We start from the raw sequence: 11,730 nt of genomic DNA, 5'->3' as shown, positions 1-11,730 counted from the left end.
GACCGTCGGGGCGGTGGCGGGTGCCCGCCGAACGGAGGGGTTCAAAGCCGCTGGTCGACGGCACTGTGGGAGGAGGAGCACGGATGCAAAGAGGAAGACGCGCCTGGCGGGCGTCGGTGGTGGCCCTGGCGGTCGTGGCCACCGGTCTGCCGGCGAGCGGCGCACTGGCCCAACCGGGTGCCGACGAGCGCGCTGAGTTGGTGATTTCCAACGGCGTCACCCAACCGGCCTTCGGTTATGCCGACGCCATTCGGGAACGGATTTTCGTCACTTCTGATGTCGACACGGACGGCGACGGCAAGCTCGATGTCGTGGCCATGGACATCATGCGACCGAAGGCCAGTGAGAACGGGCTCAAGGTTCCGGTGGTGATGGACGCCAGCCCGTACTACTCGACGGTCTGCCGGGGCAACGAAAGCGAGTGCAAGGCTGACGTCGACGGGGACGGGCTGAACGACAAATGGCCCCTCTTCTACGACAACTACTTCGTCCCGCGCGGCTACGCGATGGTCCTGCTGGACATGATCGGCACGAACAACTCGACCGGCTGCCCGGTCACCGGTGGTCGGGCCGACAACATCAGCGCGCCGACGGCGATCGACTGGCTCAACGGGCGTCGGCCCGGGTACGACGCCGCCGGGCGGGAGGTCGTCGCCGACTGGCACAACGGCCGGACCGGCATGATCGGCAAGTCGTACGACGGCACCCTGGCCAACGCCGCCGCAGCGAGCGGGGTGGACGGGCTGACCACGATCGTGCCGATCTCGGCCATCTCGAGCTGGTACGACTACTCGCGCAGCAACGGCCTGGTCACCCGGGCGAACAACTACTCGGGCAGCCTCGCCAACACGGTCACCAACCCGGCTCGCCGCGCGTACTGTGCGCCGGTGCGGACGGCCCTCGGCCAGGGCGGCGACGACGTCACCGGCGACTACAGCGACTTCTGGGCGGAGCGCGACTACGTGCCGCACGCCGACCGGGTCAAGGCCAGCGTCTTCGTCGTGCACGGGATCAACGACGACAACGTCCGGCCGGACCACTTCAGCAAGTGGTGGGAGGCGCTCGGCGCGCAGGGCGTGCCGCGCAAGCTCTGGATGACCGGCACCGGCCACGTCGACCCGTTCGACTTCCGGCGGACGCAGTGGGTCGACACCCTGCACCGCTGGTTCGACTACTGGCTGCAGGGCATCGACAACGGGATCATGCGGGAGCCGGCCGTCGACATCGAGCGGCTGCCGGACGTGTGGGAGACGGCCGCCACCTGGCCGCTGCCGAACACCCAGCCGACCCAGGTGTTCCTGCAGGCGCCGACCGCCGGTAACGCCGGCGGGCTGTCCGTCAAGTCCGGTCCGGGCAACGCGAAGGCGACCTTCCAGGACACGCCCACGATGAGCCAGACCAACGCGATCCGCCACCCGTCGGACCCGGCGGCGAACACCGAGAACCGGCTGGTGTTCCTCTCCGCGCCGCTGAAGGCGCCGCTGCACATCTCGGGCACCCCGATCGTCAAGATCAACGCCACTGTCGACGGCGAGGACACCAGCTTCGCCGGGCTGCTCGTCGACTACGGCACCCGCCAGCGCTTCAGCACCGCCGGTGACGGCGTCCGGACGCTGACGGAGGAGGACTGCTGGGGTGAGACGGCGACCTGGGGCGGCTTCGCCGAGGACGCCTGCTACAAGAAGGTGGAGAAGAACATCGCCACCAACCCGCAGGAGCTGGTGACCAAGGGCATCGTCGACGGCCTCAACCTCGACTCGCCGTCGGTGTCGGCGCCGCTGGTGCCCGGCCAGAAGACCGAGGTCGACCTGAGCCTGCTGCCCGAGGACTACGTCTTCGACGCCGGCCACCAGATCGGGGTGGTCCTGCTCGGGTCGTACTCCGGCTACAGCAGCCGGGCCAAGCAGAACCGGGCCCACATCACCGTCCACTTCGACCGCAGCCGGATCACCCTGCCGGTGGTCGGCGGTCGGACGGCGGCGGTGGCCGCCGGCCTGTAGGGATCGCGAGGCGGGGCGGGGCACCGGGCAACCGGCGCCCCGCCCCGACGTCATCCACCCGGCTGGTACTGGCCGGTCAGCCGGCCCAGCTTGAGGGCCAGGTGCAGGCAGAGCCGTTCGTTGCCGTCCTTGAGGTCGGCCTCGGCGAGCAGTTCCACCCGCTGCAGCCGGTAGTAGAGCGTCGTCCGGTGCAGCCGCAGCCGTTCCGCCGTGGCATGCGCGTTGCCGGCCAGGTCGAGGTAGGTCTCCAGGGTCTCCAGCAGCACCTGGTGGGCCTCGTCGCCCAGCAGCCGGCCTAGCCCCGGATGCACTCGCGCGACGTCCAGGTGGCGGGCATCCATGCCGGACAGCAGCCGGTAGATGCCCAGTTCGGGCCACGGCACCACCGGACCCAGGGCCGGCAGCTGGACACCCACCCGGGCCGCCTGGAACGCCTCCTGGTACGACAGCACGCTGTCGTACAGGCGCGGTCGGGCGTCGCCGATCCCGAGGACCGTCCGGGCCACCGACGCCAGTCCCCGGATGGCCCCGCGCAACGCCTGGTCCAGGTGCGCCGCGGCGTCCTGTGCCGCCAGGCGGCCGGTGTTCCGCCCCCCGCACAGCAGCAGCACCCCGTGGTCGTGCCGGACCAGGTGCAGCGTCTCGCGCGACCCGACCCAGTGCCGGGTGGCGACGAGGGCGTGCTCCAGGGCGATCCGGGCGGTGTCGTCGAGCACCTCGTCCTGGGCCACGATCAGCTGGGCGACCAGCGCGGTGACCTGACCGTCGCTGGTGACCACGCCGTCGGTCAGCAGCGACCGGACGGCCTCCCGCCGGGCCTCCGGGGACTCCACCAGCAGCGTCCGGGTCGCCTCCGCCTCCCGCTGCGAGGCCAGCTCGCCGAGCAGGTTCTCGCGGTAGAGGGCCAGCGACAGGTCCGGCATCGCCTCGGCCACCGCCGAGATGTCCTCGTCGGTCATCCCCGTGCCCTCGTCGATGAACCACACGAAGCCCAGCAGCAGGTCCTGGTGCCGGATCGGCACGCACACCCGGGGCAGGAGATCCAGTTCGGGGCAGGCCGGGGTGCGCACCGGCTCCCGGGCGTCCATGATCCCGATCTCCCGGGCCCAGGCGATCACCTCCGGCGTCGTGTGCCGACGCAGGATCGAACTCCGGCGTACCCCGTCGAGCACCCCGGAGTGCTCGCTGTAGACGACCACCCGCTGACGCCGATCCTCGATCAGAGCCGGCCGCTTGACCCGCGCCGCGACCCGGTCGACGATGCGTTGCAGCTCCATGCGCATGCGCTTCCCCCGGCCAGCCCGAGGCCCGCGGTGTTGCCGCTCGGCTCCGGCTGGCTGTTGTGCTGGTAGGACCGTTGGCCTACCTTCCGATGATGTTGGCCGGCGCGCAATCCCCCGTGCCGGCAGCGCGACACCCGTATCCGGTACCGCCTGAGCAGTTTCAGCATCTGTCGGAAGACCGGCGGCCGGTGATGTACCTAACGTGTGCGTTTGCCGGCCCGACGGGGGCCAGGGCGGGCCGTCCTGCCGACTGGGTACGGCTGCGGAGTGTCCGAGAAGGGAACACCGTCGTGGCCAGAACCAGGCCCTGGCAGGGCGTCATCGTCGCGATTCCCACCCCGTTCCGGGCTGATCTGTCGGTCGACTACGACCGGCTTCAGGAGCACGTGCGGTGGCTCGCCGACGAGGGCTGCCAGGGGGTGACGCCGTGCGGCTCGCTGGGGGAGTACCGGGCCCTGTCCGACGGCGAGCGCACCGACGTGGTCCGCGCCGTCGTCGAGGCGGCACCGGCCGGCTGCGCGGTGGTGCCGGGCGTCGGCGGGTACGGCAGCCGGCAGTCCCGGCGCTGGGCCGAGCAGGCGCGGGCCGCGGGTGCCCAGGCGGTGCTCGCCCCACCGCCGGTCGATTACCCGACCGGTGCCGCCGAGGTCGTCGCCCACTACCGCGAGGTGGCCGCGGTCGGGCTGCCGGTGGTGGTGTCCGACGATCCGGCCGACGCGAGAACGGACCTGACGCCGGAACTGCTGGCCCGCGTCGCCGAGATCGACGGCGTGGTGGCCGTGCGGGAGTGCGACGTACGCCGGCTGCACCGCGTCCGTGACCTGTGCCCCCACCTCGATGTGCTGGCCGGCGCGGACGACGTGCTGCTGGAGCTGACCGTGTGCGGCGCGACCGGGTGGATCGGGCACTGCGCGAACGCCCTGCCCCGGCTCAGCCTGCGCCTGCACCGGCTGTGCGCCGCCCGCGACCTGGCCGCGGCGCTGCCGCTGTACGCGCAGCTGCACCCCCTGCTCAGCTGGGGTTCCCGGCCGGAGGTGGTCCAGGCCGTGAAGCTGGCGATGCGGCTGGTCGGGCGGTACGGCGGGCCGTGCCGGCCGCCCCGCGGCGGGCTGTCGCCCGAGACCGAGACGCAGCTGTGCCGGGACGTGCGGCGGGCGCTGCGGGCCGATGCCGACGGGTAGCCGCGAGGGGCATGACGCGATGCCGTCCTGCACGTGTCGGAAGTGGTCGGTCCACCTGCCGACATCTGCACGGTGACCGGTGCGCCGGCCGGCTCATAGATTCGGATCGGGTGTGATCATGCGGGACGGTGACCCCCGTCCGTCTCGCGACAACTCCGGCTCAGGCGCGTCTGACGCCGCCCGAGATCCGGAGCCGTCGCCCGATCGCCCCGCCGATTAAGCCCTCGACCTGAAAGGTGACCCGATGCACCTTCTACCCCCCAGGCGTGCGGTGTGGCGTTCGGTGCTGGCCGCCGCGGTCGCGTCCGTCGTGGTCGCGTCCGGCGCCACCGGGCCGGCCTCCGCCGCACCCGACGTGTCGCCGGACGGGCCAGGCCCGTTCCAGGCGATCGACGCACAGAACTGGCAGAACCCCGACAAGATGACCTGGGACGACTACGTCCAGGTGCCCAACAAGAACTGGAACGACCCCGCCGTGCGCGGGTCAATCCGAAACTTCAAGATCGCGCTGGTCACGCTCGACTACCCGGACCAGCCGTTCGTCGTCACCCAGCCGGCCAAGTCCTCGGTCTTCGGCAACCCCCAGGCGAGCGCCGCGAACATTCCGCGCGACGGCGTCCCGCAGTTCTACAGCGACTTCCTGAACAAGCCGAACGAGCTGAACCGCGGACACACCCTGCACGAATACTGGATGCAGGACTCCAACGGCCGCTACGGCGTGGACCTCACCGGCTTCGGGCCGTACAAGATGCCGTCGAAGTCGTACCAGTACGGCATCGACAACGGCTTCAACCCCGGCGCCTGCCCGTCGGGGGAGACCTGCGCCAAGAACATCCGCACCGACGGGCTGGGCGCCTGGCGCGCGGCGGTCGGTGACGAGGTGGCCAACAGCTACGAACTGGTCTTCATCCTCTCCGCCGGTCAGGACGAGTCCTCGACCTGGCAGGAGTTCGGCCAGATGATGTTCCAGACCAAGGAGGACGTGCCGGACGCGTGGGGCCCGCCGGACCCCAACCTGCCCAACTACGCCAAGACCCGGTACGTCGACTGGACGTCCTGGAAGGCGGCCGCCACCATCTGGCCGAACGCCGGCGGTGGCTCGTCGACCCAGGCGGAGAGTTCGGGCATGGGCACGTACGCGCACGAGCTGAGCCACCTGCTGAGCATCGGCGACAACTACAACAACCCGTACGGCGTGCCGTTGCGCCGCGCGTACACCGGCATCTGGAGCATGATGTCGCGCGGCTCCTTCAACGGTCCGGGCGGTCCGCACACCCGCTGGCAGATCCCGCCGGTCAACGGTGGCTCGATGGGGTCGCTGCACACGCTGCGGGACAAGCTGAAGATCGGGCTGCTCGGTGAGGAGCACGCGCTGCGGCTGTCCCGGGAGGGGCTCGCCTCCTCCGGCCTGGTCGTCGCCGACGTCACCGCCCGCGCGGTGGACGCTGGCGAGGGCGGCCTGACCGGCATCAACATCGCCATGAACCAGGACCGCTCGCCGGCGTGCAGCACGACGACCGACCCGCTCTGCGACGGCGGCCGGTTCAACAACTACACCGTCGAGGTCGTCCAGCGGATGGGCGCGGACTCGTTCACCCCGGACAACGGCGTGCTGATCAGCAAGACCAAGAACACCGACAGCGCGCCGTTCGTGTGGGTCGTCGACGCCAACCCGCAGGACATCGACATGGTGGACTTCTACCAGCCGAACGGCATCCCGCAGAAGATCACCATGGGCGACTACCGGCAGCTGTCCGACGCGCTGTTCCACGCCGGCGCCAACTCCGGCAGCGAGTACGAGTACGTGGACGAGGCCAACCGGCTGCACTTCTACGTGCTCAACCTCCGGCGGGACGCCGACGGGGTGCTGTCGTACACGGTGGCGGTCCAGTCGCTGGACGGCGCCGGCCCGAGCGAGCACGGCGTGGCCCTGTCCAAGGGCTCCCTGATCACCCGGAGCAAGCCGACCGACAAGGGCGCGTTCTGCACGTTCGACCTGACCAACACGGGCAAGTACGTGGCCGGCGAGCAGCAGCACCCGGAGGACGCCAGCGAGTACCTGCAGTCGGACGTGTACCGTCTCTCGGCGAGCGTGCCGGGCAAGGGCTGGCAGGTGGAGCTGCCGAACGAACTGGCCACGGCCAAGTTCGGCGCCACCACCGGGGTCAACGTCTCGGTCGGCGCCACCGCCGACGCGGCCGCGACCACCCTGGTGACGCTCACCGCCACGTCGGTGAGTGACCCGAGCAAGACCGTGACCAGCCAGTGCCGGGTCGAACGACCCCGAGCGCTGATCAGCTGACCCACGAACGGCCCGGGGCGGTGGGCGTGTCCCGCCGCCCCGGGCCCCCCGACCGTCTGGAGGACAGATGCGGCGCCTGCTGGCAGCGCTGTTGCTGCCGTCGCTGCTCACCGGCGCAGTGGCCGGGTGCGGCGGGGCTGAGGAGGCCCGATCGGCGATGACCGTGCGGGTGCTGGTGCGGGACATCAACATCCGGCCGGTGGGCGTGGAGTGCGCGGGCACCGGCCCCTACACCCACTTCCACAACCGGGCGCCGTTCCAGGTGATCGACGCGGCCGGGCGGACGCTGGCCGAGGGCTCCCTGTCGTCCGGCACGTCCGTGGCCACGTTCGAGGAGGACCTGGAAGTGGAGCGCGTCCCGACGTACTGCGAGTTCTCGGTGCCGGTCAACCTGGCCGCCCGGGACGCCTACCGGCTCGTCGTCGACGGCCGCCCCCCGATCGATCTCACCCGGAACACCAGCGAGGGGCCGGCGCTGGTCGCCGTGGTGCCGTCGTGACCCGCACGTACGCCGTCCGGCTGGCGGCCGTCGCGCTGGCGTTCGGGATGGTGCTGTCCTCGGCCGCCTGCTCGGGCGGCGACGAGGCGCCGGCGCGCACCGAGCCGGTTGCCGGTGGGGCGGCGGCGCTGCCCGGCCCGGTGCCGGCGGGTCTGGCGCTGCGCCCGGTCCCGTCCGGCGTGCCGGGCGCCCCGGCCGTCACCGGCCGGCTCACCGACGGCAGTCGGCTCGCCTTCGCCGACCTGTGGGCCGACCGCCCGGTCGTGTTGGTCTTCTTCAGCTCGTGGTGCAGCCTCTGCGCACAGCGGCAGGACGCCCTGAGCGAGCTGGCCCGCACCCACCGGGACAAGGTCGTCTTCGTCGGGGTGGCCACCGAGGACAAACCGGAGGACCTGCAGCGCTACCTGCGGGAGCACCGGGTGGAGTATCCGGTCGTGGTCGACGACGACGGCGCGATCTGGCGGTCGTACGCGGTCCGCGAGCCGCCGACCGTGGTGGTGGTCGCGAAGGGCGGTGCGCTGCTGCGGGGCTGGCCGGGCGGCGTGGACGGGCCGGCCCTCGACGGCAAGCTGCGCGAGCTGGTGCTGGCCCCCTGACCCCGGGGGCCCGTGCTCAGGGGCGTCGCGCCGCGAGCTGCGCCACGGCGTCCACCACCTCGGGGAACGCCTCGATGAACAGGTCGACGTGGCGGGGCTCGAAATCCTCGCGCCGCCGTACGCCGCTCTGCAGGCAGCCGACGAAGGACAGTCCCGCCTTCCCGGCGGCCTCGGCGTCACCCGGCGAGTCGCCCACGTACACGCACTCGTGCGGGGCGAGCCCGGTGCGGGCGAGCAGCTCGTCGAAGGCCCGGGGATCGGGTTTGCGGTACCGGGTGTTGCCGGCGTGGAAGACGGCGCTGACCCGCTCGGCCAGGACGTGGTCCGGTGCGAGCAGGTGCGCCATCTCCGACTCGGTCCGCGAGGTCAGGAGCATCACCGTCCGCCCCGCCGCCACCAGCCGGTCCAACGCGTGCAGGTTCTCCGCCGGTATCACGTCGAGCCGGCCGGCCGCGACGTAGCGGCGCAGCACACCCGCGTACGCCGCCGCGAACTGGTCCAGGTCCACGCCGGGTGAGCGCTGCCGCATCGCCTCCAGCAGCGGCTGCCCCCAGGTCGCCAGGTGCACGGCGCGCGGCATCGGTGCGCGGCCGATCCGGCTCAGCACCTCGTTCTCGAGCTCGAAGCACGCCGCCTCGGTGAGGCACAGCGTGTCGTCCACGTCGACCACGACAGCCCGGATCACCCGACCAGGGTAGAGCGGAGGGGTCCGCTATTCGGCGAGTGTCCGGCGCTGCGGGTAGACGGTCTCGCCCCGGGCCAGCATGGCGACGAACTGGGCGATGCGGCGTTCGCGGGTGTCGGCGCGTTTGGCGCCGGCGAGGCGGTGGAGGATGGCGTACCGGTTCTGGGCGGTGAGGATGTCGAACATCGCGCGGGCCCGGGGCTCCGCGGCCAGCGCGGCGGCGAGGTCGGAAGGGACCTCCGCGGTGGCCGGCCCCGGGTACGCGGCGTCCCAGCGGCCGTCGGCCTTGGCGCGATCCACCTCGGCGATCCCGGCCGGGTGCATCCGCCCCTCGGCCAGCAGCCGGGCCACGATGCCGACGTTCCGGGCCGACCATGAGCTACGCGCCCGCCGCGGGGTGAACCGCTGCCGGTAGGTGCTCTCGTCGCGCCCCTTGACCTGGCCGTCGATCCAGCCGTGGCAGAGCGCCTCCTCGAGCGCCTGGTCGTAGCTGAGGGTGGTCGGTTGCTGGCTGCCACGCTTGGCCAGCACCAGCCACACCCCGGCGGGGTCGGCGTGGTGTTCGCCGAGCCACCGCCGCCAGGCGGCGGCATCCGGGACGATCAGCTCCGGCAGCTCACCCGTCACGCGGTACCTCCCGGTTTTCGGCTCTTCGACGGCGACGGGGTGGGCAGCGGGGGCAGCGACGGCGACCCCGTCGGATCCGGTGTCGGCGGCTCGGTCGGGCTGGGGCTGGCGTCCGAGGGCGTCGCGCTCGGCGTCGGGCGCGCCGTCGGCCGGGGCGCGGAGGTGGTCGGCGCCGGCTGCGCCGGGCCGGTGGTCGACGGGGCGTCGTCCGGGAACTTCGGGTCGCCGAACCGGTACTTGTCCGGGTCGAGCTTGAGGGACGCGGTCGCCTGTGCCATGAACTGCCGCCAGATCGGCCCGGGGCCGCTGGAGCCGTACACCTCGTAGCTGCCGTCCTTCGTCCGCAGCGGCTTGCCGTCGGTGGTGCCGAGCCAGACGGCGGCCGCGAGGGCCCCGGTCCAGCCGACCATCCAGGTGTGCACGTTCTGCGTGGTGCTCTGCCCGGCCTGCCAGGTGCCGGTCTTGCCGGCGGAGTCCCAACCGTTGTCCAACTTGGCCGCCTTGACCCGGCGCAACGTCCAGTCGAGTTGGTTGAGCGCCTCCTCGTCCAGCCCGAGGTCCGTCGCCTTCAGCTGCTCGCTGTAGATCTTGTCCTCGCCCTTGGTCACCGACCGGACGAAGTGTGCCTCGGCGCGCTTGCCCCCGGCCGCGAAGGTGGCCATCCCGTTGGCGTGGTCCTGCACCGTGATGCCGTACTGGCCGATGCCGACCTCCGTGGAGAAGCGCTTCGCGACCTCGTCGGTCGGCTCGTCGCGCAGGTCCACCCGCTGCGGTTGCGGGTTGCCCTTCACCGTCTCCCACATCGAGTCGACGCCGGCGCGCTTGGCCATGTCCATGACCTTCGCGATGCCCAGCTTCTCGGTCAGCTCGAAGTAGGTGACGTTCAGCGACGCGACGGTGGCCTCCCAGAGGGCGCAGTTCGGCTGGCAGGGCGCGTGCTCGGCGTTGCGGATCGGGCCGGCCGGGCTGCCCTTGGTCCGCCCCGACTCGGGGAACTCCTTGGTGTCCGGCGAGTCGAAGTGCTGCTTCACGGAGATCTTGTTCTCGACGGCGGCAGCCAGGTCGTACACCTTGAACGACGAACCCGGCGGGTGCTGGCCGAAGCCCCGCGCCTGCCCCTTCTCGTCGTAGTACCAGCCGGCGTAGTCGGCGCCGCCGGAGCCTCCGTTGCCGCCGTAGTAGCCGAGCACCCGGCCGCTGCCCGGCTCCACCGCGACGAGCGCGGCCTGCCAGTTCTTCGGCTGGTCGCGGACCGCCTCCGGGGCGGTGCCGCGGCGGATGTCGGCGGCCGCCTCGGCGGCGTCCTGGACCCGCTTGTCGATGGTGGTGACGATCTTGTAGCCGCCGTCGCGGATGACCTCGTCGCTCTTGCCCCGGAACTGCTCGGTCTGGCGCAATTCGCTGAGCACGTGCTCGACCACCAGGCCGGTCGGCCGGTCCAGCCCGGACTGGCCGGCGTTCGGGTCGATCGGCTTCACGTCGTCCGGGTAGGCCAGGTTCGCCGCCTCCTCCCGGGTCAGGTAGCCGAGCTTCACCATGCCGTCGCGGATGTAGCTCCAGCGATCCATCGAGTTCTGCCGGGCCTTCGCGTTGCGCCGCGGGTCGTAGCCGGGGGAGCCCTCGGGGTCGTTCGGGTCCGCCTCGGGCTGCTTCACCATCGCGCAGAGCACCATCGCCTCCGCCTGGGTGAGCTGCTGGGAGGCCGGCGCGTCCCGGCGCACCGTCTTGCCGAAGTAGGTCTGCGCGGCCGCCTCGATCCCGTACGCGCCCCGGCCGAACGGGACGGTGTTCAGGTAGAAGCCGAGGATCTCCTTCTTGCTGTACTTGTCGTCCAGCTTCCAGGCGATGACCGCCTCGCGTAGCTTCCGTGAGTAGGTGACCCCGCGCAGGTCCGCCGCGACCCGGGCGTACTGCTGGGTGATGGTGGAGGCGCCCTGCCGCTGCCCGCCGGTGAGGTTCGACCAGGCGGCCCGGAGCACGCCGCTGAAGTCGATGCCCTTGTTGGTCCAGAAGGTGCGGTCCTCGGCCGCCACGATGGCCTGCTTGGCCGAGTCGTTCATCTCGTCGTACGGAACGATGGTGCGGTTCTCCGCGCCCAGCTTGGCCATCGGCGTGCGGCCGTCCGCGTAGTAGACGGTGGTCGACTCCGGGAGTTTGAGGTCGGTGGGCGTGGGCACGCTGTCGAAGTAGTAGCCGCCGGCCATCAGGCCGGAGCCGGCCAGCAGCGCGAAGACCGCCAGGAAGATCAGCATCCGCCGGCGCCGACGCGGCCGCCCCGGGCTCGGGGCGGTGGCACCGCCTGCGTTGCCGTTGTCACCGGTTGGAAGCATCCGCACCCGATACCCTCCGACTGCTCGGCCGAATCGTGTCCCTGCCTCGGCCCGCCAGGCTAGCGGACCTGCGCTGACCCCGCCGGCAGTCGCCGTCGCCGGGTGTGACATCGGTCGCTGAGGAACGACTCGGCTACCGTGCGTGGCCACGGTGACGGCACCGAACGCCGCCGCGACGGTGACCGGGCCGGAGCGGCATCCCGGTCACCGTCGCGGATCCGGCCCTG

9 protein-coding genes are annotated in these 11,730 nt (G+C 71.7%); 5 read left to right on the top strand and 4 right to left on the bottom strand.

Features of this window, described 5'->3' with window-relative positions:
* The first annotated feature begins 83 nt into the window (after window positions 1-83).
* Entirely contained in the window at window positions 84-2,000 is a 1,917-nt protein-coding gene (locus ACFYML_RS04645) for a Xaa-Pro dipeptidyl-peptidase (RefSeq protein WP_387419300.1), read from the top strand.
* A 50-nt stretch (window positions 2,001-2,050) separates the two neighbouring features.
* On the opposite strand, the gene ACFYML_RS04640 is transcribed toward ACFYML_RS04645, so the two are convergent.
* Complete coding sequence (locus tag ACFYML_RS04640; RefSeq protein WP_387419299.1) at window positions 2,051-3,277, bottom strand: PucR family transcriptional regulator; 1,227 nt, start codon at window positions 3,275-3,277, stop codon at window positions 2,051-2,053.
* A gap of 296 nt (window positions 3,278-3,573) precedes the next feature.
* On the opposite strand from ACFYML_RS04640, the gene ACFYML_RS04635 reads away from it, so the two are divergent.
* From ACFYML_RS04635 to ACFYML_RS04620, 4 genes are all read left to right on the top strand, one after another.
* Window positions 3,574-4,464 carry a dihydrodipicolinate synthase family protein gene (locus tag ACFYML_RS04635; RefSeq protein WP_387419298.1) on the top strand — a complete coding sequence of 297 codons (891 nt, stop codon included), beginning with the start codon at window positions 3,574-3,576 and terminating at the stop codon, window positions 4,462-4,464.
* A gap of 244 nt (window positions 4,465-4,708) precedes the next feature.
* The gene (locus ACFYML_RS04630) at window positions 4,709-6,766 is read left to right on the top strand and encodes a M6 family metalloprotease domain-containing protein (protein ID WP_387419297.1); all 2,058 of its coding nucleotides are present in this window, start codon (window positions 4,709-4,711) and stop codon (window positions 6,764-6,766) included.
* Window positions 6,767-6,833: 67 nt separating this feature from the next.
* Window positions 6,834-7,265, top strand: coding sequence for a hypothetical protein (locus ACFYML_RS04625; RefSeq protein WP_357435547.1), 432 nt, complete (start codon window positions 6,834-6,836; stop codon window positions 7,263-7,265).
* The gene (locus ACFYML_RS04620) at window positions 7,262-7,861 is read left to right on the top strand and encodes a TlpA family protein disulfide reductase (RefSeq protein ID WP_387419296.1); all 600 of its coding nucleotides are present in this window, start codon (window positions 7,262-7,264) and stop codon (window positions 7,859-7,861) included. Before ACFYML_RS04625 ends, ACFYML_RS04620 begins: the two co-directional genes overlap by 4 nt.
* A gap of 16 nt (window positions 7,862-7,877) precedes the next feature.
* On the opposite strand, the gene ACFYML_RS04615 is transcribed toward ACFYML_RS04620, so the two are convergent.
* From ACFYML_RS04615 to ACFYML_RS04605, 3 genes are read right to left on the bottom strand one after another with little or no spacing between them, the layout of a single operon-like run.
* Complete coding sequence (locus ACFYML_RS04615) at window positions 7,878-8,546, bottom strand: HAD family hydrolase (RefSeq protein ID WP_387419295.1); 669 nt, start codon at window positions 8,544-8,546, stop codon at window positions 7,878-7,880.
* A gap of 27 nt (window positions 8,547-8,573) precedes the next feature.
* The gene (locus ACFYML_RS04610) at window positions 8,574-9,173 is read right to left on the bottom strand and encodes a YdeI family protein (RefSeq protein ID WP_387419294.1); all 600 of its coding nucleotides are present in this window, start codon (window positions 9,171-9,173) and stop codon (window positions 8,574-8,576) included.
* The gene (locus ACFYML_RS04605; RefSeq protein ID WP_387419404.1) at window positions 9,170-11,503 is read right to left on the bottom strand and encodes a transglycosylase domain-containing protein; all 2,334 of its coding nucleotides are present in this window, start codon (window positions 11,501-11,503) and stop codon (window positions 9,170-9,172) included. Before ACFYML_RS04605 ends, ACFYML_RS04610 begins: the two co-directional genes overlap by 4 nt.
* Window positions 11,504-11,730: the final 227 nt, after the last annotated feature.

It is taken from the genome of Micromonospora sp. NPDC007230 (assembly GCF_042869115.1).
Lineage (GTDB): Bacteria > Actinomycetota > Actinomycetes > Mycobacteriales > Micromonosporaceae > Micromonospora.
This window is presented reverse-complemented; position numbering and strand designations above follow the sequence as displayed.

Coding starts and splice junctions, on each gene's coding strand:
- ACFYML_RS04630 (WP_387419297.1), top strand. CDS start 4,709: ATGCACCTTCTACCCCCCAGGCGTGCGGTGTGGCGTTCGGTGCTGGCC.
- ACFYML_RS04625 (WP_357435547.1), top strand. CDS start 6,834: ATGCGGCGCCTGCTGGCAGCGCTGTTGCTGCCGTCGCTGCTCACCGGC.
- ACFYML_RS04605 (WP_387419404.1), bottom strand. CDS start 11,503: ATGCTTCCAACCGGTGACAACGGCAACGCAGGCGGTGCCACCGCCCCG.
- ACFYML_RS04645 (WP_387419300.1), top strand. CDS start 84: ATGCAAAGAGGAAGACGCGCCTGGCGGGCGTCGGTGGTGGCCCTGGCG.
- ACFYML_RS04640 (WP_387419299.1), bottom strand. CDS start 3,277: ATGGAGCTGCAACGCATCGTCGACCGGGTCGCGGCGCGGGTCAAGCGG.